This is a genomic window from Micromonospora sp. SCSIO 07396, assembly GCF_053667945.1.
The window spans coordinates 2,169,162-2,194,058 of the sequence record NZ_CM132210.1; the positions used below are offsets into that span (position 1 = coordinate 2,169,162).

A 24,897-nucleotide genomic window follows, 5' to 3' on the forward strand; every position below is an offset into this window, starting at 1 on the left:
GGCTCCCGGGAGGTGAGCGGGCGTGCGCGCAGCGCATCGGCGGACGACACATCCTTGACGGCGTCTGATTGTTGCGTTGACAATTCCAGCCTGTTAACGCTCACAACGCCGAGGAATCCCCCATGCCCTCCGCAGTTCCCCGGAACCCCCACCCCACCCCCCACCGCACCCGTACGGTCGTCGCCGCCACCGTGCTCACCCTCCTCGCCGCGCTGGCCCCCGCCACCGCGGCCCCGGCCGCCGCCGCCGACGTCACCGACGGGCTGCTGCTGCGCTACGACCTCGACCAGCGCACCGGCACCACCGTCGTCGACACCTCCGGCCACGGCAACGACGGCACCCTGGTCGGCGGCGGCACCTGGACCGGCACCGACGGGCTGCTGCTCGACGGCGTCGACGACCACGTCAAACTGCCTGACAACCTGCTGGCCGGCCGCTCCTCGCTCACCGTGGCGGTGGACGTCCTGGTCGACCCGGCCCAGCAGACCCCGTACTTCCTGTGGGGCCTGGGCAACCCGGCCACCTCCGCCACCGGCACCGGCTACCTGTTCGCCAGCGGCGACGCGTTCCGCGCCGGCATCACCACCACCAACTGGGCCGGCGAGAAGGTCACCGGCACCGGCGGCAACCTGGCCCGGGGGGTGTGGAAGTCGGTCGTCTACACCCAGACCGGCACCACCGGCACCCTCTACGCCGACGGCGTGCAGGTGGCCCGCAACACCGCCGTCACCGTGCCGCCCAGCGCCGTCGGCAACGGCGTCACCACCGCCAACAACCTGGGCCGGTCGAACTACGCCACCGACCGGTTCCTCAAGGGACGGGTGGCGAACTTCCGGATCTACGACCGCGCCCTCACCGCCGCCGAGGTCGCGGTGGTCGCGCAACCCGGGGATTCCGACCAGACCCGGGCCGAGGCGGCCGCCGCCGCGCTGACCCTGGTGCACGCCGACGACGTGCGTGGCAACCTGACCATGCCCACCACCGGCCGCTACGACGCGACGGTCCGCTGGCGTTCGGCCCGACCGGAGGTGGTCACCGCCGACGGCGTGGTGCGTCGTCCCGCGCACGGCGCGGGCGACACGACGGTGCCGGTGACCGCCACGGTCACCGTCGGCGCCGCCACCGTCGAGCGGACCATCACGCTGACCGTCCGTGAGCTGCCGGCCCCCGCGCCGTACGCCGGCTACGCGTTCAGCTACTTCACCGGCAACTCGATCGCCGGTGAGAAGATCTACTTCGCCGCCAGCCGGGGCAACAACGCCCTGCAGTGGACGGAGGTCAACGGCGGCCAGCCGAAACTGGAGTCCACCCACGGCACGCTGGGGCTGCGCGACCCGTTCCTGATCCGCAGCCCGGAGGGGGACCGGTTCTTCCTGATCGCCACCGACCTGTCGATCGGCCGTAACGGCGACTGGGACGCCGCCCAGCGCCGGGGCAGCCGCTACCTGGAGGTGTGGGAGTCCACCGACCTGGTCAACTGGTCGGCGCAGCGGCACGTCGAGGTCTCCCCGCCGACCGCCGGCAACACCTGGGCGCCGGAGGCGTACTGGGACGCCGAGCGCGGCGAGTACCTGGTCTTCTGGGCCTCGAAGCTGTTCGCGGAGAACGACCCGGACCACACCGGCAACACGTACAACCGGATGCTGGCCGCCACCACCCGCGACTTCGTCACGTTCAGCCCGGCGACCATCTGGCAGGACCGGGGCGAGTCGCGGATCGACTCCACGATGATCCGCGAGGGCGACACCTACTACCGGTTTACCAAGGACGAGGGCGGCGGCGGCACCGGCTGCTCCGACATCATCCAGGAGAAGTCCCCCTCGCTGACCGCCGTGGACCTGCCCGGAAAGCCTTCGTGGACGATGCTCGACTCGTGCATCGGCCGTGACGCCGGCACCTCCGCGGTGGAGGGACCCACCGTGTTCAAGGCCAACCCCGGCGACACCTCCGGCTCGCGGTACTACCTGTTCGTCGACGAGTACGGCGGCCGGGGCTACATCCCGCTGGGCACCGACGATTTGGCCAGGCCGAACTGGAAGGTGCCGGCGTCCTACCGGCTGCCGGCCAGCCCCCGGCACGGCACCGTCATCCCGGTCACCCGCGCCGAACTCGACGCGCTGACCGACGCCCCGCCCCCGGTGGCGGCCAACGCCGACGGGGTGGTGGCCCACTACCGGCTCGACCAGACCGGCGGCGGCACGGTCACCGACGACTCCGGCAACGGCCACCACGCCACCCTGGCCGGTGACGTCCGCTGGGACGCCGGCAGCCTCACCCTCGGCGGCACCAACGGCCACGTCGACCTGCCCGACAACATCATGTCCGGACTGGACGAGATCACCGTGTCGATGGACGTGAACATCGCCGCCGACCAGGCCACCCCGTACTTCGTGTGGGGGCTCGGCAACACCGACGCAGGCGGCGTCGGCAACGGCTACCTGTTCACCACCGGCAACGACTACCGCACCTCGATCAGCCTGGGCAACTGGACCGGCGAACAGACCGTCACCGGCGGCCGGGCGCTGCCCCGGGGGGTGTGGAAGACCCTGACGTACACCCTGAACCGGGCCGGCACCGCCCGGATCTACCTGGACGGGGTGCGGGTGGCCGAGAAGACCGGGCTGACCGTCGCGCCCGGCGACATCGGCGGCGGCCGGACCACCGCGAACTACCTGGGCCGCTCCCAGTACGCCAGCGACCGCTACCTCAAGGGCCGCATCCGCGACTTCTCCCTCTACAACCGGGCGCTCAGCGACGCCGAGGTGGCCGCGTTGGGCAGCAACGGCACCAGCGTCGTCGCCGTCGAACTCGACAGCCTCAAGGTGCCGGCCATCGTGGACGCCGCCAGCGGCACAATCACCCTGCCGGTCCGGCCGGGCACCGACCTGACCAGCCTCGCCCCGCGCTACCTGGTCGCGCCCACCTCGACGGTCAGGCCCGCCGGGCCGCGTAACTACACCCGACCGGTGACGGTCACCGTCACCAGCGCCGCCGGGGCCAGCCGGGCCTGGACGGTGCGGGCGGTGCCGATGAACACCCCGGTGCTGCCCGGCTTCACCGCCGACCCGAACATCGTCCGGTTCGGCGACACCTACTACATCTACGGCACCACCGACGGCTTCCCCGGCTGGGGCAGCTCGACGTTCACCGTGTGGTCCAGCCGCAACCTGGTCGACTGGACCGGCCACGACACCATCCTCGACCTCGGGCCGGACGTCAGCTGGGCGGACACCAACGCCTGGGCGCCGGCCGCGATCGAGAAGAACGGGAAGTACTACCTGTACTTCTCGGCCCAGCAGAACATCGGCGTCGCGGTGGCCGACTCGCCACTCGGGCCGTTCGTCGACCCGCTCGGCCGGCCCCTGGTGAGCAAGGCCGACTACGGCAACGCCCAGCAGATCGACCCGGCCGTCTTCACCGACGACGACGGGAAGAGGTACCTGTACTGGGGCAACGGCACCCCGTACGTGGTCCCGCTCAACGACGACATGATCTCCTACGACGTCGCCCGGCGGGTCCGGCTGACCGGCCTCACCGACTTCCGCGAGGGCCTGTTCCTGCACAAGCGCAACGGGGTGTACTACCTCTCCTGGTCGATCGACGACACCGGCAGCGAGAACTACCGGGTCGGCTACGGCACCGGCGTCAGCCCGCTCGGGCCGTTCACCAGCCGGGGGGAGATCCTCGGCAAGGACCCGGCCCAGGGCATCCTGGGCACCGGGCACCACTCGATCGTCCAGGTGCCCGGCACCGACGACTGGTACGTGGCGTACCACCGGTTCGCCATCCCGGGTGGCGACGGCACCCACCGGGAGACCACCATCGACCGGTTGTACTTCGCCGCCGACGGCACCATCACGCCGGTGGTGCCCACGCTCAGCGGCGTCGAGCCGCTGCGCTACCGGGGCGGGCAGCCCCGGCTGCGGATCACCGACCCGGGCACCGACGGCTGGTACGGCGCGAACGCCGCCCTCACCCTGGCCCACGGCGAACTGATCAGGCTGGTGGAGTACCAGATCGACGGGGGCGGCTGGTTCCCGTACCGGGAGCCGGTGGCCCTGCCGGCCGGCCGGCACACGATCGAGTACCGGGCCCAGGGGGGCAACCTGCTCTGGAGCACACCCTGGGCGACGTCGGTGCAGGTGGACGGGGTCGCCCCGACCGCCGGGGCGACGCTTGTCGACCGGACGCTCGTGATCACCGGCCGGGACGCCGACTCCGGGGTGGCCCGGGTGGAGTACCGGCTCGACGGTGGGGAGTGGACCACCTGGACCGGGCCGGTGCCGCTGGACGACCTGGCGCACGGGGTCCGTTACCGCGCGGTCGACGTGGCCGGCAACGTCGGCGAGGTGGCCGTGCTGCGGGTGCCGGCGGTCCGGTAGCCGCGGCCGGACGCGCCGCCCGACCATGTGTCGGGCGGCGCGTCCGCGTCCCGGGATCGCCGGTCCGCGGTCACCGCGAACCGCCGACCGGGGTCACTTGCGCTCTGCCGACCAGGTCCCGGTCTGGCCGGTGGGGGTGGACATGGTGCCCTTCATCGCGGTGCCGTCGACCGTGGCGAGGTAGGTGGCGGTGCCGATGAGCCAACTCGCGGTCGGCGGCGTGCTGGTGTACGGCCCGGAGATCACGTTCCCGTTGGAGTCGGTGAGATAGACCCGCCCGTCGGTCTTGAACGTCCAGGGTTCACTGACCTCGCAGGTGAAGTTCTTCCAGCAGTAGGTGACCTTCCAGACGCCCAGCGGGCTGGAGATGACCACGGGCAGGGACCAGGCCGGGTCGTCGGTGATCTTGTCGAACCATACCCGGGGCGCCCAGTTCCAGGACGGCTGGGCGGGGAAGCGCACCCCGTACGCGGTCAGGATGCGGTAGGTGTGGTCCATGCAGTTGTTGGTGGCCGCCGCGTAGCCGCCGCCGCTGACCACGAGGGCCTCCGCCGCCGCGGCGGCCGGCTGCCGGCTGGCCACGGTGGTGCAGGTGTACTCGTCGTACCCGCGTGTCTTCATCGCGTTGACCATCGAGGTGAACGAGCCCGACTCCTTCCAGTAGCCGATGTCGCCGCCGGCCGGCACGTACGGGCTGCTGCTCGGGTTCTCGGTCGCCCCGTAGGTGTACGTCGTGGTCGACGACTGGTAGCCCCAGCCGGTGTGGCCCAACCCGTGGGCCCCGCTGACCCGGACGAACACGCACGCCTTGCCGGCCACCGCCGGAACGGGTGTCGCGGCGGCCGGCGTCACCGCCACCAGGGCCGCGCCCAGGGCCAGTACGAGGGCCGCCAGCAGGGCCGCGCCCCGGGCCGGCCAGCCGCCGGGCCGGGCAGTCGATGGTCGCATCATCAGGTCTCCGTCCACAGGGGTGGGAATCGATGCGCCTGACCGTAGGCACGGGCGGCGGCGGGCACATCGGACCACGGGCCGCCCACCGGGTCCGCCCACGGTACGAGGGGCCGCCCTACCGGGGTGGCGGCCGGCCGGCGACCAGCCCGTGTTCGTAGGCGAAGATGACCGCCTGGACCCGGTCGCGCAGCCCGAGCTTGGCGAAGATCGCGCCGATGTGGGTCTTGACGGTCCGCTCGCCGACCCGCAACTCCCGCGCGAGCTCCGCGTTGGTCAGCCCGGCCGCCACCAGACCCAGTACCTGCCGTTCGCGGGGGGTCAACCGCGACAGCGCCGGCGGCGCCGGTCGGGCCCGGCCGAGCAGGTGGCCGAAACTGTCGATCAGACGACGGGTGACCTGTGGTGAGAGCACCGCCTCCCCGGCGGCGACGCTGCGGATCGCCCGGACGAGGTCCTCCGACGGGCCGTCCTTGAGCAGGAAGCCACTGGCCCCGGCGTGCAATGCGGCGGCGACGTACTCGTCGAGCCCGAAGGTGCTCAGGATCAGCACCCGGGTCGTCGCCAGTTCCGGGAGCGCGGTGATCAGCCGGGTGGCCTCGATCCCGTCGACCCGGGGCATCCGGATGTCCATCACCAGCACGTCGGGGCGCAGCCGACGGGCCAGCAGCAGCGCGCCCGCACCGTCGTCCCCGGTGCCGACGACAGTGATGCCGGGCTCGGCGTCGAGCATCGCCGCGAACGCGTCACGCAGCAGCGGCTGGTCGTCGACGACCACGACCCGTACCGCCGCCGGCCCGCCGGCCTCCGGGTGGCCGTCAGCCATGGCCGGCGCTCCCGTCCGACGGGTTCGGCAGCGGCAGGTGGGCGACGACCTCGAAGCCCCCCGGCGGGGTCGGCCCGGCCCGCACCGTGCCGCCCAGCTGGGTCACCCGGTCCCGCATCCCGGCCAGTCCCCGTCCGGTGCCGGGGTCGGGCGGGCGCGGCCCGGGGACCGCCGGCTCGTCGACGACCCGGATGGTGAGCCTGCCCGGCTCGTACGCGAGGGTGAGCCCCACCCGGGCCTGCGGCCCGGCGTGCCGCAGCGTGTTGGTCAGCGCCTCCTGCACGACGCGGTAGGCCGGCGCGGCGACCGCGGGCGGCAGCGGAACCGGTACGCCGCGGGTGCGCAGGTCCACGCAGAGCCCGGCGGCCCGGCTCCGGTCGAGCAGGCCGGCGAGATCGGCGTCGAGCACCGGCTGCGGGGCCGGTTCCACGTCGATCACCGCGAGCATCCGCCGCATCTCCGTCATCGCCTGCCGGCCGGTGGCGCAGATCGACTCCAGGGTTCCCGCCGTCCGGGGCGACAGGGTCGACGCCTCCCCGCGCCGGGTGGTGTCCGCCTGCACCACCATCAGGGTGACGTGGTGCGAGACGACGTCGTGCAGGTCCCGGGCCAGCCGCAGGCGCTCCGCGGCGGCGGCCTCCCGGACCAGGCTCTCCCGCTGCTGGGTCAGCCGCGCCTCGCGCTCGCGGACGGTCGCGACGCGGGCCTCGGCACCCCGCCGGTGCTGGTTGCCCAGCGCCCAGACGATGGCGAACAGCACGTAGTTGCGGAGCACCTCCTCGGGGTGGGCCACGTCGAGGCCGGGCAGCAGGGCGGTGGGCACCACCAGCAGGGCGACGCCGTTGGCGGTCCGGGCGACGGGTGCGGGAGACAGCGCGCCGACCGTCCACACGGCGATGAGGACCGCGAGGAAGTCGGGGACCGCGGTGCCGGTCAGCGGCCGGTGCAGCACCGTCACCAGCGAGACGACCGCCAGCACGGTCGCCGGCCGACGCCGCCGCAGGGCCAGGGGTACGGTGCCGGCGACGACCAGCAGCACGGCCACCGGGTCGGGTGGCCAGCGGGCGCCGACGCCGATGAAACCCAACCGGGGCACGGCCAGCGCCAACAGGAACAGGGCCAGGACCGTGTCGGTCACGTCGGGATGCCGGCCGAGCCACGCCCACCACCGTGCCGTCGACCTCGACAGCCGGGCCACGGTGACGGGCCGGCCCAGCGGTGTACGTCGCACCCGACCATGATGCGTCAGGAGCATGGGGGTGTCGCCGCCCCGGGCGCGGTGCCCGCACCCGTCGTTGCGGGCCGGGGCACGATGCGACTTTGTCATCTCACATGCCGGTTGGCAGGGTGGACAGGCGTCCGGACACCTCGCGTTCGACAGATGTCGATGCGCCGGAAGTCCGTTCATGATGTCGGGCCCGCGCCCGGCGGATCTCCTCCGCGCCGGCCACCCAGCGTGCCGCAGTCGTCAGGCCGGTGGCGTCCCCGGCGGCGTGGGGCCCGGGACCGTCGGCGCCGTGGGCAACCGGCTCCCCGGGGTGGCCCGGGGTCGGCCCGGCGGCGGCCGGATCGCGGCCGGCGAGCAGCCGCGACCACCTGTGGACCTGGCCGGCCCAGGAGTCACCAGCCGGCAGCAGGTGCAGGTGGAAGCGGGGGTGGCGGGTCAACCAGCCCCGGACCGCCGGGGCGTCGTGCACCGCCGGGTCGTCGGCGACCAGGTGCACCTCCAGGTCGACGGGCACCGCCCGGTCCACCGTCACCAGGAACCGCCGGTACGCCCCGGCGTGCCGGGGCCGGTCCGGGTCGGCCCCGGCGGTGGCCACGACCTGCTCCGGCCGGGGCGCTGCGGGCACCGGCCGGTACCCCGGTGGCGGGCCGGCGGCCGGCGGCCCACCACCCCGATCGACCGGGTGGCCGGTCGCCGGCCGGTCGTCGCGGGGGGTGGCGCACAGCGCCAGGGTCCGCCCCGGATGCTGGCGGTAGAGCCCGACCAGGGCCACCACCCGGGCGACGAACCCCGGGTCGGTGGCCAGGGTCAGGCCGTCCTGGAGGTGGGGGCGCAGGTCGAACCGACGCCAGATCCGACCGACCGTGGACGCCGACAGCCCGCTGTACGTGGCCATCGATGCCCGGGACCAGCGTCGCGCCGGGGCGGGGGTGGCGTCGAGGGTGGCCGCGACCACCCCGTCCACCTGCTCCGGCCGGACCGAGCGGGGCCGGCCGGCACGCGGGTCGTCGGCGAGCCCCGGCAGCCGCGCGGCGGCGAACCGGGAACGCCATTTTCCGACCGTCGCTGGTGAAACGTTCAACCGGGTCGCGACCTCGATATTCGTGGCCCCCTCGGCGCAGGCCAAAACGATTCGGCAGCGAATGGCGAACGACTGTGTCGAGTGTGCCGCGCGGGCCCCCTTCGTGAGCTGTTCCCGTTCCTCGTCGGTGAGCACCAGCCTGGCCTTCGGTCGCCCCTTCCCCATGCCACGATCCTATCCGGATATGACATGGACTATTGGCGTGTGACGATGGTGGGAGCGCTTGCCGCCGATTGCCCGGACGCTTGCCCTGGACGGTTCACGACGCGACTGAGTATGGTCCCGACGAGTCCCGGACTTGGGGGAAGGGACCGCTACCGCAACGTTGCCGTGGCCCGTGTGGTGATCTGACATGGGGGGACCGCTTCAGTGACCACGACCGATCTGCACGAGAATATGACGTCGATCTGCGCCGAAGTCCTCCACCGGGCCACCGTCGGCCCTGACGACGACCTCGTCGAGCTCGGCATGGACTCGGTGGGCGCGGTGGAGATCGTGACCCGGGTCGAGGCGGCGTACGGGGTGGACGTGGTCGACGTCATCTTCGACACGCCCACGGTCAACCGGCTCTGCGCGGTCGTGGAATCCGCCGCCGTCCGTGACGAGTCGCATGCCTAGTCCGCTGGCCGAGCCGAACCTCACCGACACGGCGAACCTGCTGGACCTCGTCACCCAGGCCGCGGCGGCCTACGGCGACGACCCGTACCTGCTCCCGGCGGAACCCGGGGGCCGGGAGATCAGCTTCACCGACGTGCTGACCTTCACCCGGGGCTGCGCGGCGCTGCTCGACGAGCACCGGGTGCCGCCGGGCGGCCGGGTGGCCGTGGTGCTGCACAACTCGTCACTGGCCGCGCTGCTGTTCCTCGGCGTCATCGCCGCCGGGCGGATGCTGGTGCCGCTGAACCCGAAGTCCGGCCCGGCCGAACTGGACACCCTGCTCGCCCACGCCGACGTCGCGTTGGTGCTCGGCCCGTCGGCGACGGCCGCGAAGGCGTCGCCGGGCCGGCGCTGGCTGACCGTGGACGACGCGGAGGGGTTCCTCGCCACGGTCCTCGACCGGGGTGTCGCCTACCGGGGGGAACTGGTCGCGCCGCCGGACGGCGGGGCAGCCGACGCCGAGATCGTCTACACCTCGGGTTCCACCGGCGCGGCCAAGGGCGTCGTGCTGTCGCACCGCGCCCTGCTGGCCAACTCGCTGGCGATGGTGAAGTGGGCCGACGCGGGCCGCGACGACGTCTACCTCAACGTCATCCCGATGCTGCACGTCGGCGGGCAGGGCCTGCCCACGCTGACCCCGCTGTGGTCCGGCGGGCGCACGGTCTGCGTCCGCTCGGAGGTGGCGCTGGCCCGGTTCTGGAACTACGTGGACCGGCACCGCCCGACCTGGACCCTGGTGGTCAACGCCTACCTCGCACACCTGGTCGAGCGACCGCAGCGGCCGGCCGACAGCCGGCTCAAGGGCGTCCTCGCCGGGGGCTCGGCGCTCAGCCCCGACCTGATCCACCGGTTCGAGAGCACCTTCGGCATCCCGGTGTTCCAGGTGTACGGGATGACCGAGATGACCTCGCTGACCGTGGTGGAGCCCCGGGACCGCCGGCCGGGGGACCGGCGCACCGCCGGCCTGCCGGTGCCGTTCGCCCAGGTCCGGGTCGTCGACGGGGACGGCCTGGACGTCGCGCCGGGGGAGAGCGGGGAGGTCCTGCTGCGCGGCCCGAGCATCTTCACCCGGTACGAGGCCGCGCCCGAGTTGACCGCCGGCCGGCTGGTCGACGGCTGGGTACGCAGCGGCGACCTCGGCCACCTCGACGACCGTGGCGAACTGACCATCGTGGACCGGATGGACAGCATGGTCATCGTCAGCGGCGAGAACGTCTACCCGGCCGAGATCGAGAACGTCGTGCCGCAGCTCGCCGGGATCGCCGACGCGGTGGTCGCCGCGCTGCCGCACCCGGTGACCGGGGTGGAACTGGTGCTGGTCTACACCCTGCTGCCCGGCGCGGTCGCCCGGGAGGACCAGTGGCGTGCGCTGCTGCTCAAGCAGCTCAGCGCGTTCAAGGTGCCGCGCCGGTTCGTCCCGCTGGCGCAGCTCGGGGTCGACAGTTTTCCGCGTACCCCGCTCGGCAAGATCCAGCGGTCGGACGTGCGGGGGCTGGCGGTCAAGAACCTGACCTGAGTCACCGTCGGTGACGGACGAGGAGGAACGGGGGGATTTGCCAGGAGATCGGTCCACCGGGGGCACCTCCGGGTCCGTCGTCGTACCGGGTAAGTGTCGGTGCCCCCTTTTCCCTAATTTGCGGGTGTCAATGCCAACAGGAGGCGAGCTGCGTTATGCCGGTGGAGATCTTTGACGACGAAGAAGTGGTGGTACGTACCCCCGACGAGCTGAAGCGCATGCCCCGGGCCTACCAGAAGGCGCTGATCAGCCAGATCATGATCAACACGGAGGGTGAACTCTCCGGCGGAGACGACTACACCATGATGTTCCTGCCGCTGGCGCCCAACGCCGAGGAGCGTCAGGTGTGCGCGGAACGGGCCGCCGAGGAGTACGACCACTACAAGATCGGTAAGCGGGTGCTGGCCGAGATCGGCATCGACACCTCGCACATGGAGTCCCAGTCGATCGAGGAGCGTCGGCTCTTCGCCGACAAGCGGCTGCACCAGTGCACCACCTGGGCCGAGCGCGGGATCTACTCGTACATCGGCGAGGAGAGCGCGCTGATCATGATCAAGGAGTTCGCCCAGGGCAGCTACAAGCCGTGGGCGGACGCGGTCCGGACGATCATCCTGGACGAGAAGATCCACATCGCGCACGGGGCCCGGGTCTGCCGCAACCTCGCCGCCACCGAGGAGGGCCGCGAGCAGTTGCAGGCCGCGCTGGACCGGCTCTGGCCGGTCTTCCGTGACCTGTTCGGCACCCCGGAGTCCGAACGGTCCAAGCGGGCGGTCCGCTACGGCCTGCGGCGCACCACCAACGGTGAGGCGTTGCAGCAGTGGGAGAACACCGTCATCCCCCGGATCCACGCGCTGGGGCTCGTCGTCCCCGCCGTGACCACCTGAGAGGACGCCCCGCCCATGCCCACCCCCATCGCGATCAATCCCCGTCCGCTGTCCCGGCGGGAGGCCAAGGTCCGCCTGGCGTCCCTGCTGGCCGACCGGCCCGACCTGGCCGCGCGGTTGCAGGTCGTACGGGACATGGGCCGCCGGGTCAGCGCGACCGAGGTGCACCTCACCACCACCTGCAACATCCGGTGCAAGGGGTGCTGGTACTTCGAGGGCGGCTTCGACGCGGCCGTCCCGGAGACCTCCGACCCGGCGCTGATCTCCCGGTTCGTGGACTCGCTCGTGGCCCGGGGCGTCACCCAGGCGACCCTGATCGGCGGCGAGCCGACCCTGGTCCTGCCCCGGGTCGTGCCGTTCGTCGAGCGGCTGCCGTACGTGACCATCTCCACCAACGGCATCCGGCCGCTGCCCATGGTCGGCTTCGAACAGGTCGCGGTCGCCATCAGCCTGTTCGGTGGCGGCCCGCTCGACGACGCGCTGCGCGGCTACCGGGTCAACGGCTCGTCGTTCTCCGGCCTCTTCGAGACCGCCCTCGGGCACTACCGCAACGACCCCCGGGTGATCTTCGTGTACGCCCTGTCGGAGGAGGGCCTGCAGTACGTCGAGCCGACCGTGCGGGCCATCCAGGACAACGGCAACCAGGTCACCTTCAACTTCTACTCCGCCCACGGCAGCGACCACGCCCTGCGGATCGAGAACGAGCAGCGCACCCTCGCCGAGGCGCTACGGGTCAAACAGGCGTACCCGGAGACGGTGGTCTGCCACCCGTACTTCATCGAGTCGCTGATCACCGGCCGCACCCACTGGGACGGCCAGTTCGGCTACGACGTCTGCCCCAGCATCAGCGTGGACCACCCGGACCACGCCGAGCGGATCCGCAACGGCAACCCGGTCCTGGACGGCTTCGCCGTCTACGGCGCCGACTACCAGACCCTCCAGTTCTGCTGCACCTCCGGCAACTGCGCGGACTGCCGGGACAGCCAGGGCGTCTACAGCTGGCTGCTGGTCAGCATGAACCGGTTCCTGGACGACACCGGCCGGCTGGAGACCTGGCTGGAGCTGGCCGAGAGCTACTGGCGTCAGTGGTACTGGGCGCAACGGCACCACACCAACTTCGCCCGCCGCGCCCCGTTGACGGCCTGACCGATTCCCCTGCGAGACAAGGAGCACCCGGATGTCCTCACCATCGACCGAGATCACCGCCCCCGCCGTCGAGGAGCGCCTACGCGCCGAACTGATCGACCTCGGCGTCGAGGACGACGCGATCAGCACCGACGCCAAGTTCGACGCCCTGGACATCGACTCGCTCGACGTCGCCGACCTGATGGCCATGGTCGTCAAGGAGTACGGGGTGGAGATCCCGCGCAGCGAACTCGCGGACGTCACCATCGGTCAACTCGTCGAGCGGATCGTGGCGGGCGCGTCGAGTTGAGCTCGTTGCTGAGCCTGGACAAGCGCACCTACCTGGTCACCGGGGTCCTCAACAACGAGTCCATCGCCTGGCACGTGGCGGCGGCCCTGCAACGCGAGGGTTGCGAGGTCATCCTCACCTCGTACGGGCGGGTCGGCCGGATCACCCGCCGGGTGGCCGAGCTGCTGCCGTCCCGCCCCGAGGTGCTCGACCTGGACGTGATGTCCGACGCGAGCGTCGAGGAGCTGGCGGAGCGGATCGGCAGCCGGTGGGGCCAGCTCGACGGGGTGCTGCACAGCATCGCCGCCGCCCCGCCGGACGCGTTGGGGGCCGGGTTCGTCACCGCTGCGGCCGGCGGGGTGCTCGACGGGTTCCGCGCCTCGGCGTACTCGTTCCAGCAGCTCACCACCGCGCTGTCGCCGCTGCTGAGCCAGGCCCCCGGCGGTGGCGCGGTGGTCGGGCTGACCGTCGACTCGACCCGGGCGCTGCCCGGATACGGGTGGATGGGGGTCTACAAGTCGGCGCTGGAGGCGGTCTGCCGCTACCTGGCGATGCACCTCGGCCCGACCGGGATCCGGGTCAACCTGGTCGCCGCCGGGCCGGTCGAGACCGTGTCGGCGCGCGGGGTACGCACCTTCTCCGCTCTGGCCGACCAGTACGAGCAGTGGGCACCGCTGGGCTGGGACCGGGCCGACCCGGCCCGGGTGGTCGGTGCGGTGCTGTTCCTGCTGTCGGACCTGTCCCGGTACACCACCGGGCAGGTGGTGCACGCCGACGGCGGCATGCACGCCGTCTTCGGCGGCGTCCCGGCCCCCGGCCCGGCTGCCACCCCCGGCCCCGCTGCGGAGCCGGGGCCGGGGCCGGACCCGGCTCCGGCGACACCGCCGCCACCAGACACCGCCGGCTGACACACACTGCGGGGAGGGACTGTGCGTCTCGTCATCAAGGGCACGGCCGAGCCACTCGTGGGCGAGTTCGACGTCCCGGCGTCGAAGTACCACGCGCACCGGGCGCTGATGCTCGCGTCGCTGGCCGACGGGACCAGTCGCATCCACGGGGCCTGCCACGCCGGCCACGTGCAGCACACCATCCGGGCGTTGCGGGACCTCGGCACGGCCGTCACCGTCGAGGACGACGCGTTCGTGGTCCGTGGCGGCCGGTACCGCCCGGTGCGTCCGGAGGTCTCCGTCGGCAGCTCGGGCACCACGCTCTACTTCCTGACCGGGCTCGCCGCCCTGGCCGAGACCCCGGTCGGCATCACCGGGCAGAAGTACTTCCGGCGGCGGCCGATCCGGCCGCTGCTCGACGCCCTCGCGGGCATCGGCGTGCAGATCACCTCCACCGGCGGGCTGCTGCCGATCCGGGTCGCCGCCCACCCGCCGACCGGTGGCCGGGTGCGGATCCCCGGCACGCTCTCCCAGTGGATCTCCAGCCTGCTGCTGGTCAGCCCGTTCGCCACCGGCCCCACCGTGGTCGAGGTGACGGGCGAGTTCAACGAACGGTCCTACGTCGACCTGACGGTGGCGATGATGCGCCAGTTCGGGCTGCACGTGCAGGTCAGCGCGGACGGCCGCCGGTACGACATCGAACCCGGTCAGCGGCCCACCCCGGCGGTGGTCCGGCTGCCGCCGGACGTCGGTGCCGCCGCGTTCGGCCTGGCCGCGACCGCCCTGCACCCGTCCGACGTGCTGTTCCGGGGGTTGCCGGCGGTCCCCGCCGACCAGCTGGACCACCCGGAGGCGCACCTGCTGGACAGCCTCACCACCATGGGCGTGCCGCTGACCCGCGACCCGGCGACCGGCTGGATCAGGGTGCGCCACGACGGGCTGCGGCTGGCCCCGGTGCGGGTGGACTGCCGAGCGGTGCCCGACATGCTGCCGGTGCTCAGCGTCCTCGGCTCCCACGCGCACGGCACCACGGTGCTCGACCACGTGGCCCACGTACGACTCAAGGAGTCCGACCGGGTCACCGCGATGTTGCAACTCAACCGGATGGGCGGCCGGCTGCGGCTCGACGGCGACCGGCTCGTCTGCGAGGGCGTCGGCCAGTTGCGCGAGGCCGACCTGTCCTCGTTCAACGACCACCGGGTGCTGATGGCGCTGGCGGTGGCCGCCTCCCGGGCCACCGGTGAGAGCCGGCTGACCTACCCGAACGCCCACCGGATCTCGTTCCCGCAGTTCCTCGACCAGATGAACGGCGTCGGCCTCAACATGTCGGTCGACCGGGCCCGCGCCCGCCGGCTGCCCCGGCCCACCGACCCGCGCCCCGCCGGTCGACGGGCGGCCGGCACGACCGGCACCCGTCCGTCGCCGGGCCGCTCCGCCGGCCCGGCCGTGCCGACGGCCGCCCCGCCGACGTCTGCCGAACTGCCCACGCCTGCCGAACTGGCCGCCATCCCGGTGGCCGAGCTGGTCCGTCGGCACGCGCAGGCACGCGGCGACGACGCGGCCGTGGTCGAGGCGGCCTCTCCCGGCCGGGCCGGGGTCACCACGAGCTGGCGCGACCTGGACCGGGCCGCCGACCGGGCCGCGTCGCTGCTGCGGGAGCTGGGCGTGGGCCCCGGCGACGTGGTCGCCTGGCAGCTGCCCAACTGGTCGGAGTTCGTGGTGCTCACGCTGGCCGCCACCCGGATCGGGGCGGTCTGCTGCCCGCTGATGCCGTTCTTCCGGGAACGGGAGGTGAGCCGGCTGCTACGCCGTTCCCGGGCCCGGGTGCTGGTGGTCCCCGACCGGTTCCGGGGTCGCGCGTACCTCGCCGAGACCGCGGCGATGCTGGCCGGCCCGGACGCCCCGGGCGTGGCCCACGTCCTCGTCGTCGCCGGCCACCCCACCCCGGACGGCCACCCCACCCCGGACGGCCACCCCACCTCGGACGGCCGAGCCCCGGTGGACGGCGCACCCACGCCGGCGGGCACCGCCGGCCTGCCGGCGGACACCACACGCCTACGGTGGCAGTGGTTCGGCCCGGCGCTGGCCCGGCAGCGGCCCGACGACGCGGCGGCCGCCCGCCGGCCCGACCCGGCGGCCCTGGCCCAGCTGATGTTCACCTCCGGCACGTCGGGCGAGCCGAAGGGCGTGCTGCACCGCGTCGACACGCTCACCCGGGCCGCCGCCATGCAGGCCCGGCACCTCGGCCTGACCGCCGCCGACCGGCTGTTCGTCCCGTCACCGCTGGCCCACCAGACCGGTTTCCTGTACGGCATGTGGCTGGGGTTCACCATCGGCGCACCCGTGGTGCTGCAACCGATCTGGGACGGCCGGACCGCGCTGGAGACGTTGCACCACACCCGGGCCACCTTCGTCCAGGCGGCCACCCCCTTCCTCGCCGACCTCGTCGAGGCGGTGGAGACGGGCGGGCAGCCGCCGCCGGCGCTGCGGGTCTTCGTCGCCACCGGCGCGGCGGTGCCCCGTAACCTCGCCGAGCACGCCACCCGGACCCTCGGCGCGGCGGTCTGCGGGGCCTGGGGCTCGACCGAATCGTGCCTCGGCACGCTCAGCGCGCCGACCGACGCGCCCGCACACGCCTGGGGCACCGACGGGCGGGCGCTGCAGGGGGTCCGGGTCAGGGTGACCGACGACGCCGGCACCGTGCTCAGCCCCGGCACGGAGGGCAACTTCGAGGTCGCCGGGGACTGCCTGTTCGCCGGGTACCTCGACCGCCCGGACCTGACCGCGGCGGCGCTCACCCCGGATGGCTGGTACCGCAGCGGCGACCTGGCCACCATCGACGACGCCGGCTACCTGCGGATCACCGGCCGGGTGACCGACGTGATCAACCGGGGCGGCGAGAAGATCCCGGTGGCCGAGGTGGAGCAGCTGCTGCACACCCACCCCGCCGTGCGTGAGGTGGCGATCGTGGCGATGCCCGACCCCCGCCTCGGCGAACGGGCCTGCGCGTTCGTGGTGACCCGCGCGGAACTCACCTTCGCGGGGATGCAGCGGTTCCTCGACGACCACAAGGTCGCCAAGCAGTACTGGCCCGAGCGGCTGGAGACGGTGGCCGCGCTGCCCCGCAACGTGGTCGGCAAGGTGCAGAAGTTCGTGTTGCGTGACCAGATCAGCGCAACGATCGGCGAGGAGGCAGAGTGACCCAGGCCGATGACACGTCGTTCGCGACGTTGGCCCGCGAGGTCGAGGCGTTCGTCCGGGGCCCCGGCGAGGAGTACGCGGCGGCGATCGAACGCGACCGCAACGTCCCCGCGCAGCTCTGGACGGACCTGCGCGACCGGGGCTACCTGCGGCTCGCCGCGCCTGTCGACTACGGCGGGGCCGGCCTGTCCTTCACCCAGTACCTGCACCTGCTCGAACTGTTCTCGATGTCGCACGCCTCGCTGCGGATGATCGTGCACGTCTGCAACGGGGTGTGGCGCTCCATCGACCAGTTCGCCTCCGACGAGCAGCGCAAGAAGTTCGTGCTGCCGCAGGTCGCCGGGGACCTGCGGGTCGCGTTCACGCTCACCGAACCCACCGCCGGCACCGGGGCCGACCTGCGCGCCAGCGTCGTACGCGACGGCGACACCTACCTGCTCAGCGGCGAGAAGCACCTGATCACCTTCGGGGTGAGCTGCGACTACTGGCTGCTGTTCGCCAGGCTGGACGGCAGCACCGGCAAGGACGGCACGGTGGCGCTGATGGTCGACCGGCACGTCGAGGGCGTCCGGGTCGAACCGATGCCCGACACCATGGGCGTACGCGGCACCGACCACGCGCACCTGATCTTCGACCGGGCGCCGGTGCCGGTGGCCAACCGGCTCGGCGGGGAGGGTGACGGATTGGCCGTCGCGCTCGGCGGCTTCCTCACCCCGAGCCGGATCGGCGTCGCGATGACCTGTGTGGGGCTGGCCCGCCGGGCGCAGGAGCTGGCGGTCGAGCACGCCCGCGACCGGGTCACCTTCGGCAAGCCGCTGACCGCCCGGCAGGCGGTGGCGTTCGCGCTCGCCGAGAACGCCGCCGACATCGAGGCCGCCCGGCAGCTCACCCTGCACGCCGCCCGCCGCTGGGAGGCCGGGGAGAGCGACGCCGGGGCGCTGTCCTCGATGGCCAAGCTGGTCGCGGTGGACATGCTGACCCGGGTCACCGACAAGGCGTTGCAGGCGCACGGCGGCATCGGCTACTGGGAGGGCAGCACCATCGAACGGGTCTACCGCGACGCCCGTGCGCAGCGCTTCGAAGAGGGCACCAACGAGATCCAGAAGACCGTGATCGCCCGGGAGATCCTGGCGGCCGGCCGGTGACCACCTTCCAGGGCCGTACCGCGCTGATCACCGGCAGCTCCCGGGGCATCGGGCGGGCGCTGGCGCTCACCCTGGCCCGGGGCGGCGGCTCGGTGGTGGTCAACTACAAGAAGAACGCCGAACTGGCCGAGCAGGTCCGCAAGGAGATCACCCAGCTCGGCGGGCGGGCCGTCACCGTGGCCGCCGACATGGAGCAACCCGAGGAGATCGAACGGCTCTTCGCGGTGGCCGCGCAGGAGTTCGGCACCCTCGACTACTTCGTGTGCAACGCGGCGGCCAGCTCGTTCAAGAACATCATGGACCTCAAGCCGCACCACCTCGACCGGTCGTACGCGATGAACATGCGCTCGTTCGTGCTCGGCGCGCAGCAGGCGGTGCGGCTGATGCCCGACGGCGGCCGGATCGTCGCGCTGTCCAGCTACGGCAGTATCCGCGCCTACCCGACGTACGCGAACCTGGGCGCGGCCAAGGCGGCGATCGAGTCATGGGTGCGGTACATGGCCGTGGAGTTCGCCGGACGCGGCATCAACGTCAACGCGGTCAACGGCGGCATCATCGAGACCGAGTCGTCAGGCTACTTCTACGACGTGCCCGGGATGGCCCCGCTGTCCGGGGTGCTGCCGCTGATCCCCAAGCAGCGGATGGGCACCGCCCAGGAGGTCGCCGACGTGATCGCCTTCCTGCTCTCCCCGGCCGCCGAGTACGTCACCGGGCAGACCCTGGTGGTCGACGGTGGACTGTCGATCGTCTCACCGCCGTTCAGCCGGGACCTGAGTGGTCCGCTGACATGACGGCCGGACTGGAGCGGGTGCTGCGGCCCGGCCGGATCGGCCGGCTGGTGCTGCCGCACCGGATCGTGATGGGGGCGATGCACCTGGGCTGGGACCACCGCGACGACGGCGGCCGGGCGCTGGCCGCGTTCTACCTGGCCCGGGTGCGCGGCGGCGCCGGGCTGATGGTCACCGGCGGCGCGGCGGTCGACCCGGCCGGCGTCGACGTGCCGAGCTCCGGGGTGCTCGACGACACCGCCTTCCGGGCCCGGCTGGGCCGGGTCGCGGGGGAGGTCGGCGCGGCCGGCGGTCTGCTCGCCCTCCAGCTCTTCCACGCCGGCCGGTACGCCCGGCCGGCCGCCGGCGGCCCGCACCCGGTCGCCCCGTCGGCGGTGCCCAGCCGGATCTCACCGCTCACCCCGGCCGCGCTGTCCACCGACGCGGTCGCCCGCATCGTCGAAGACTTCGCCCGGGGCGCGTCGCACGCGCGTGACCTCGGGTTCAGCGCCGTGGAGATCATGGGTTCCGAGGGGTACCTGATCGACCAGTTCCTCTCCCCGCTGACCAACCGGCGCGACGACGAGTGGGGCGGCGACCCGCAGCGCCGGATGCGGTTCGGGGTGGCCGTGGTGGCGGCGGTGCGGGCCGCCGTGGGCCCCGACTTCCCGGTCGTGATGCGGATGACCGGCGACGACCTGCTGCCCGGCGGCACCGACCCGGACACCGTGACGGCGTACGCCCGCGCGCTCGCCGCCGCCGGCGCCGACGCGCTCAACGTCGGGGTCGGCTGGCACGAGTCGCCGGTGCCGACGGTGCAGGCGCTGGTGCCGCCGGGGCACTGGGTGCCGGTCGCGGCTGCGGTCAAGGCGGCGGTGGGCGTGTTGCCCGTGCTGGCCAGTAACCGGATCAACCGGCTGGCCCAGGCCGAGGCGGTGCTCGCTGCCACCCCGCTGGACCTGATCTCGATGGCCCGGCCGTTCCTGGCCGACCCGGCCCTGGTCGAGCGCAGCCGCCACGGCCGGCCGGTGAACGTCTGCGTGGCCTGCAACCAGGCGTGCATCGACAGGTCGCTGGTGGGTGCGGCGGTGTCCTGCATGGTCAACCCGATCGTCGGCCGGGAGGCCGACCCGGTGCCGCCGGACGGGCCCCCACCGCGCGTCGACCCGGCGGTGCGGGCCGGGTCGACGCCGGTGGGCGGGCCCCGCACGGTGGCCGTGGTCGGTGCCGGCCCGGCCGGGCTGCGCGCCGCCCACGACCTGGCCCTGGCCGGGCACCGGGTCACGGTCTACGAGGCCGACGGGGAGCCCGGTGGCCAGTTCCGGTTGGCCTGCCGGGTGCCGGGCAAGGCCGACTACGCCGAGGCGATCCGGTTTCTCACCGCCGAGCTGACCCGGCTCGGCGGGCGGCTGCACACCGGCCGGCGGATCACCGACGCCGACGAGGACCTGCTGCGTCGTCACGACGGGGTGATCGTCGCCACCGGGGTGTTGCCGCGCCGCATCGACCTGCCCGGTGACGGGCTGCCGCACGTCCGCGACTACGGCTCGGCCTTCGCCGACGACGCGCTCGGGCGGCGGGTCGTCGTGATCGGCGGCGGCGGCATCGCCGTGGACCTCGCTCACCTGGCCAGCCAGCATCCGGACCGGCAGGTCACCGTCCTGCTGCGCGGCGGGCGGCTCGGCCCCCGGATGGGGCGTTCCACCCGCTGGGCGGTGCTGGCCGAGTTGCGCCACCGGGGGGTCCAGGTGGTGACGGGCGTGCGGGACCTGCGGATCGACCCCGACGCCGTACGCCTGGTCGACGGCACCGCAGCGGCCCGGTCCGTACCCGCCGACACGGTGGTGGTCGCCGCCGGCCAACTGCCCGCCGACGCCCTGGTGCACACCGTACGCCGGGCCGGCGTGTGGCACCGGGTGGTCGGCGGGGCCCGGGACACCACCGGGCTGGACGCGGTCCGGGCGTTCGCCGAGGGACACGACGCCGCGTTGGCGTTCCAGCGGGCCGTGCGGACCCGGCGGGTGGGGGAGCCGGCATGACCGAGGACGCGACGACGGCCGGCGTCGTGGCCGGGGTGGTCCGCCGGACCGCGGTGGACCGGTGGCGCATCGTCACCCTGCTGCCCCGGGCGGGCGTCCCGGCGGTGGCCGCCGCCGTACTGGTGAACCTGCTGCTCGCCGCCGCGCCTGTGCTGTTCGTCGTCGCGACGAGCCGGATGATCGGCTGGCTGCCGCAGGCGGTCCGCGACGGCGTCGAGTCACCGGCCTTCGGGCACCTGGTGACCGCCTTCGTGGTGGCTGCCGGGGCGCTCAGCGCCCAGCAGTTGCTGGCCCAGCTCCAGGTCACCACCGGCCTGCTGGTGCAGCGTCGGATCGACGGCGCGGTGGCCGACGAGCTGATGGCGGCCGCGCTGGGCAGCACCGGCACCGCCCCGCTGGAGGACCAGACGCTGCTCGAACAGCTCACCGAGGCGTCCCGCGAGGTCGAGCACGGCATCCAGAGCCCGGGGGCGGCGGGCGCCGGGATGCTGGCCCTGCTCGCCCGCTACGGGCAACTCCTCGGGTACGCGGTGGTCGTCGGGGCCGCCTTCGCCTGGCCGGCGGGGGTCGGTCTGCTCGTCGCCGTGCTCGCGTTCCGGCACGGCCAACGCGGCGGCCTGCGCCGCTACGCGGCGATCTACGGGTCGGTCGTGGCCCGGGTCCGCCGGTTGACCTACTTCCGGGGCGTGGCGATGGGCGGGCCGGCCGCCAAGGAGATCCGCATCTTCGGGTTGCTGCCGTGGCTGCGTGAGCAGTACCGGCAGGCGTACCTGGACTGGATGCGTCCGGTGTGGGCGCAACGGCGGCGGGTCTACCTGCGGCCGTACTTCCTCTACACGGCCGTCGGGTTGACGGTCCTCGTCGCGGTGCTCGCCGCGCTGGGGCTGGCCGGCGGGCAGGGCCAGGTGGGGCTGACCCGGCTGGCGCTGGTGATCCAGGCGGTGCTGGCGGCGGTGCAGCTCGGCGAGTTCTATCCCGAGGCCGACGTGCAGACCCAGTTCGGCATGAACGCCTACCGGGCCGTCGGCGAGTTCCGGGCCGGGATGCGCGACCGGACGTCCCCCGACGACGGCCCGACCGACGACGATCCGGCCGACGCCGACCCGGAACCGGCGGCGGGTGCGGAGCGCGCCCCGGCGGCGGACATCCGGTTCGAGGGGGTGTCGTTCCGCTACCCGCACGGCGCGACGCCGGTCTTCACCGACCTGGATCTCACCCTGCCGGCGGGGGCCTGCACCGCCATCGTCGGGCTCAACGGAGCGGGCAAGACCACGCTGGTCAAGCTGCTGTCCCGGCTGGCGCTGCCGGACGCGGGCCGGATCACCGTGGGCGGCCGGCCGATCGACGCGCTCCCGGCGGCCCGCTGGCGACGCGACCTCGCCGTCATCTTCCAGGACTACCTGCGGTATGCCACGAGCGCGGCGGACAACATCGCGCTGGGGGCGGTCCGGCACGCCGACGACCGGGACGGCATCCGGGCCGCCGCCGAGGCCGCCGGCATTCTCGCCACCCTCGACGCGCTGCCGCGTGGGTTGGACACCCCGCTGAGCGGGCAGCTGCGCGACGGGGTGGACCTGTCCGGCGGGCAGTGGCAGCGGGTGGCCATCGCACGGGCGTTGTTCGCCCTCCGGCACGGCGCGTCGGTGCTGGTCCTCGACGAGCCGACAGCCAGTCTGGACGTCCGGGCCGAGGCCCGGTTCTTCGACGAGATCATCGCCGCCACCCCGGGGGTCACCACGATCCTGATCTCGCACCGGTTCGCCACCGTCCGCCGGGCGGACCACATCGTCGTGCTGGCCGAGGGGCGGGTGGCCGAGCAGGGCTCGCACGCGGAACTGCTCGACCGGGGCGGCCGGTACGCCAGGCTGTTCACCCTCCAGGCGGAACGCTTCGCCACCCCCGCCGCCGACACCCCGCCGCCGGACCGTTCCGACGCCGGCCCTGCGCCGGACGATCCCGGCACCGGTGCGCCGGCCGACGGACCGGACGGCGGCGCGGTGGACATCGGGTCGACGCGGAGCGTCAGGTGAACCGGGGCCTGCTCTCCGCCGGCTGGGCGCTGTGGCGCACGTCGCTGCGCCAGGACCGGCGCAAGGCGCTCACCGCGCTGGTCCTGGTCGTCGCGGGTGCGGTGGCGTGGCCGCTGGTGGCGGTGCTGCTGCGGGTGCTCTTCGACGCGGTCACCGCCGGCCGGCCGGTCGCCGCGAGTCTCGCCGGGGTGGGCGTGGCGGTCGGCCTGATCGCCGGGTTGACCCTCGGTCACTTCGCCCACATCGCCTACTTCGAACTCGCCGAACTCGACGTCCTGCACGTGCACCAGGAGTTGATGGACGCCACCAACGGCACGCCGGGGATGGCGCATTTCGAGCGGTCCGCGTTCGCCGACAAGATCACTGTGTTGGAGCAGGACGTCGAGCAGCTCCGGGTCGGCCTACAGGCCGTGCTGACCGGCGTCGGCCTGGCCGTGGCGATGGCGTTGACGACGGTGGTGCTGGCCGTGCTCCATCCACTGTTGTTGCTGTTGCCGCTGGCCGCCGTGCCGCCGTTGCTGGCCGGGCGGTGGGCGGAGCGGACGGTGGACCGGGCCCGGGAGGCGGGAGCCGAGTCCACCCGCCGGGCGGCCGGGCTGTTCCGGCTGGCCACCGACGCCGCCGCCGGCAAGGAGCTGCGCATCTTCGGGCTCACCGGGGAGGTGCGGCGGCGGCACCGCGGGCACTGGCAGGACGCCACCCGACGGCTGTGGCGGGCCCAGCTGGTGGCGAGCCTGGTCCGGATGACCGGGCAGTTGGCGTTCGCCGCCGGTTACGTGCTGGCGGTGCTGCTGATCCTGCGCGACGCCGTCGCCGGCCGGCGCGGGGTGGGTGACGTGATCCTGGTCGTGACCATCGCCGCCCAGGTCAACCAGCAGGTCGCCGCAGCGGTGGGGGTGTTGCAGGATCTCCAGCGGCTGCGCAGCGTCTACCACCGGCTCGACGAGGTGCACGACCTGGTCCGCACCGCCGACCGGCACCCGACGCCCGGCGACCCGACGCCCGGTCACACCGCCGCCGGGCCGACCGTCGGTGCCGGGTCGACAGCCGCTCTCGGGTCGGTCGCCGCCGGTGCGCCGCCGGCCCGGCTGCGGGAGGGTATCCGGCTGGCCGGGGTCACGCTGTGCTACCCCGGCGGCGCGGAACCGGTGGTCGACGGTCTCGACCTGCATCTGCCGGCCGGTGCCACGGTCGCCGTGGTCGGCGAGAACGGCGCCGGCAAGACCACAGTGGTCAAGCTGCTCTGCGGCCTGCTGACGCCGACGTCCGGCCGGATCCTCGTCGACGGCGTCGAGCTGGCCACGTTGTCCCTGCCGGCCTGGCGTGCGCGGATCGCCGCCGGCTTCCAGGACTTCGTCCGCTTCGAGCTGCCGGCCCGGCAGGCCGTGGGCGTCGGCGACCTGCCCCGCCGCGACGACGACCAGGCGGTCCGTACGGCGCTGGGCCGGGCCGGCGCCGACGACCTGGTCGGGCAGCTCGACGAGGGACTCGACACCCCACTGGGCCGCAGCCACACCGACGGGGCGGAACTGTCCGGCGGCCAGTGGCAGAAGCTCGCCCTCGGCCGGGCGTTCATGCGCGACGACCCGCTGCTGGTGGTGCTGGACGAGCCGACCGCCGCGCTCGACGCGGAGGCCGAGTACGCCCTGTTCGCCCGCTACCGCGAGCAGGCGCGGGAGGTGGCCGCCCGGACCGGTGCGATCAGTGTGTTCGTGTCCCACCGGTTCTCCACCGTGCAACTGGCCGACCTGATCGTGGTGCTCGCCGACGGCGCTGTCGCCGAGGCCGGCAGCCACGCCGACCTGCTCGCCGCCGGGGGTCAGTATGCCGAGATGTTCGAGCTCCAGGCCAGGGCGTACCGGTGACCGGCCCCCAACGATTGCGGAGGACAT

The 24,897-nt window shown here is 73.4% G+C and carries 17 protein-coding genes; 13 read left to right on the plus strand and 4 right to left on the minus strand.

The features are described 5' to 3' along the window. Positions 1 to 122: 122 nt before the first annotated feature. Positions 123 to 4,382: a family 43 glycosylhydrolase gene (locus tag ACWCHM_RS09150; protein WP_454222084.1), complete on the plus strand. Its 4,260-nt coding sequence runs from the start codon at positions 123 to 125 to the stop codon at positions 4,380 to 4,382. 93 nt (positions 4,383 to 4,475) lie between these two features. Here the strand turns inward: ACWCHM_RS09150 and ACWCHM_RS09155 are convergent, their stop codons facing one another. The 4 genes from ACWCHM_RS09155 to ACWCHM_RS09170 all read right to left on the minus strand — a co-directional run bounded on the left by ACWCHM_RS09155 (position 4,476) and on the right by ACWCHM_RS09170 (position 8,630). Then, on the minus strand, positions 4,476 to 5,333 hold the full coding sequence (locus tag ACWCHM_RS09155) for a hypothetical protein (RefSeq protein WP_454222085.1): 858 nt from the start codon (positions 5,331 to 5,333) through the stop codon (positions 4,476 to 4,478). A gap of 115 nt (positions 5,334 to 5,448) precedes the next feature. Further along, positions 5,449 to 6,156, minus strand: coding sequence for a response regulator (locus tag ACWCHM_RS09160; protein WP_281896734.1), 708 nt, complete (start codon positions 6,154 to 6,156; stop codon positions 5,449 to 5,451). After that, entirely contained in the window at positions 6,149 to 7,387 is a 1,239-nt protein-coding gene (locus tag ACWCHM_RS09165; RefSeq protein ID WP_454222086.1) for a sensor histidine kinase, read from the minus strand. The genes ACWCHM_RS09160 and ACWCHM_RS09165 overlap by 8 nt, the downstream gene beginning before the upstream one ends. A gap of 97 nt (positions 7,388 to 7,484) precedes the next feature. Continuing rightward, positions 7,485 to 8,630 carry an IS630 family transposase gene (locus ACWCHM_RS09170; RefSeq protein WP_454222088.1) on the minus strand — a complete coding sequence of 382 codons (1,146 nt, stop codon included), beginning with the start codon at positions 8,628 to 8,630 and terminating at the stop codon, positions 7,485 to 7,487. A 204-nt stretch (positions 8,631 to 8,834) separates the two neighbouring features. On the opposite strand from ACWCHM_RS09170, the gene ACWCHM_RS09175 reads away from it, so the two are divergent. The 12 genes from ACWCHM_RS09175 to ACWCHM_RS09230 all read left to right on the plus strand — a co-directional run bounded on the left by ACWCHM_RS09175 (position 8,835) and on the right by ACWCHM_RS09230 (position 24,870). Next, complete coding sequence (locus ACWCHM_RS09175; protein WP_204960392.1) at positions 8,835 to 9,083, plus strand: acyl carrier protein; 249 nt, start codon at positions 8,835 to 8,837, stop codon at positions 9,081 to 9,083. Continuing rightward, positions 9,076 to 10,638 (plus strand): class I adenylate-forming enzyme family protein, encoded by a 1,563-nt coding sequence (locus tag ACWCHM_RS09180; RefSeq protein WP_454222090.1) that lies wholly within the window; start codon positions 9,076 to 9,078, stop codon positions 10,636 to 10,638. Before ACWCHM_RS09175 ends, ACWCHM_RS09180 begins: the two co-directional genes overlap by 8 nt. A gap of 161 nt (positions 10,639 to 10,799) precedes the next feature. Then, complete coding sequence (locus tag ACWCHM_RS09185) at positions 10,800 to 11,522, plus strand: Phenylacetic acid catabolic protein (RefSeq protein ID WP_204960394.1); 723 nt, start codon at positions 10,800 to 10,802, stop codon at positions 11,520 to 11,522. Between the two features lie 15 nt (positions 11,523 to 11,537). After that, a complete protein-coding gene (locus ACWCHM_RS09190; protein WP_204960395.1) occupies positions 11,538 to 12,668 on the plus strand; it encodes a radical SAM protein in 1,131 nt (376 codons plus the stop codon). Positions 12,669 to 12,699: 31 nt separating this feature from the next. Then, positions 12,700 to 12,957: an acyl carrier protein gene (locus ACWCHM_RS09195; protein WP_204960396.1), complete on the plus strand. Its 258-nt coding sequence runs from the start codon at positions 12,700 to 12,702 to the stop codon at positions 12,955 to 12,957. Beyond that, on the plus strand, positions 12,954 to 13,844 hold the full coding sequence (locus tag ACWCHM_RS09200) for an SDR family oxidoreductase (protein ID WP_239485944.1): 891 nt from the start codon (positions 12,954 to 12,956) through the stop codon (positions 13,842 to 13,844). The genes ACWCHM_RS09195 and ACWCHM_RS09200 overlap by 4 nt, the downstream gene beginning before the upstream one ends. Positions 13,845 to 13,865: 21 nt before the next feature. Further along, positions 13,866 to 17,024: a 3-phosphoshikimate 1-carboxyvinyltransferase gene (gene aroA, locus ACWCHM_RS09205; RefSeq protein ID WP_454222091.1), complete on the plus strand. Its 3,159-nt coding sequence runs from the start codon at positions 13,866 to 13,868 to the stop codon at positions 17,022 to 17,024. After that, complete coding sequence (locus tag ACWCHM_RS09210) at positions 17,021 to 18,169, plus strand: acyl-CoA dehydrogenase family protein (protein ID WP_204960398.1); 1,149 nt, start codon at positions 17,021 to 17,023, stop codon at positions 18,167 to 18,169. Before aroA ends, ACWCHM_RS09210 begins: the two co-directional genes overlap by 4 nt. Then, positions 18,166 to 18,960, plus strand: coding sequence for an SDR family oxidoreductase (locus ACWCHM_RS09215; RefSeq protein WP_454222092.1), 795 nt, complete (start codon positions 18,166 to 18,168; stop codon positions 18,958 to 18,960). Before ACWCHM_RS09210 ends, ACWCHM_RS09215 begins: the two co-directional genes overlap by 4 nt. Next, positions 18,957 to 20,975 (plus strand): oxidoreductase, encoded by a 2,019-nt coding sequence (locus ACWCHM_RS09220; protein ID WP_454222093.1) that lies wholly within the window; start codon positions 18,957 to 18,959, stop codon positions 20,973 to 20,975. The genes ACWCHM_RS09215 and ACWCHM_RS09220 overlap by 4 nt, the downstream gene beginning before the upstream one ends. Beyond that, on the plus strand, positions 20,972 to 23,005 hold the full coding sequence (locus ACWCHM_RS09225) for an ABC transporter ATP-binding protein (RefSeq protein WP_454222094.1): 2,034 nt from the start codon (positions 20,972 to 20,974) through the stop codon (positions 23,003 to 23,005). Before ACWCHM_RS09220 ends, ACWCHM_RS09225 begins: the two co-directional genes overlap by 4 nt. Continuing rightward, complete coding sequence (locus tag ACWCHM_RS09230; protein WP_454222095.1) at positions 23,002 to 24,870, plus strand: ABC transporter ATP-binding protein; 1,869 nt, start codon at positions 23,002 to 23,004, stop codon at positions 24,868 to 24,870. The genes ACWCHM_RS09225 and ACWCHM_RS09230 overlap by 4 nt, the downstream gene beginning before the upstream one ends. Positions 24,871 to 24,897: the final 27 nt, after the last annotated feature.

Bases quoted from the DNA above. Each gene is read 5' to 3' on its own strand.
- ACWCHM_RS09180 (WP_454222090.1), top strand. From the start codon at position 9,076: ATGCCTAGTCCGCTGGCCGAGCCGAACCTCACCGACACGGCGAACCTG.
- ACWCHM_RS09195 (WP_204960396.1), top strand. From the start codon at position 12,700: ATGTCCTCACCATCGACCGAGATCACCGCCCCCGCCGTCGAGGAGCGC.
- ACWCHM_RS09155 (WP_454222085.1), bottom strand. From the start codon at position 5,333: ATGATGCGACCATCGACTGCCCGGCCCGGCGGCTGGCCGGCCCGGGGC.
- ACWCHM_RS09190 (WP_204960395.1), top strand. From the start codon at position 11,538: ATGCCCACCCCCATCGCGATCAATCCCCGTCCGCTGTCCCGGCGGGAG.
- ACWCHM_RS09160 (WP_281896734.1), bottom strand. From the start codon at position 6,156: ATGGCTGACGGCCACCCGGAGGCCGGCGGGCCGGCGGCGGTACGGGTC.
- ACWCHM_RS09220 (WP_454222093.1), top strand. From the start codon at position 18,957: ATGACGGCCGGACTGGAGCGGGTGCTGCGGCCCGGCCGGATCGGCCGG.
- ACWCHM_RS09170 (WP_454222088.1), bottom strand. From the start codon at position 8,630: ATGGGGAAGGGGCGACCGAAGGCCAGGCTGGTGCTCACCGACGAGGAA.
- ACWCHM_RS09150 (WP_454222084.1), top strand. From the start codon at position 123: ATGCCCTCCGCAGTTCCCCGGAACCCCCACCCCACCCCCCACCGCACC.
- ACWCHM_RS09225 (WP_454222094.1), top strand. From the start codon at position 20,972: ATGACCGAGGACGCGACGACGGCCGGCGTCGTGGCCGGGGTGGTCCGC.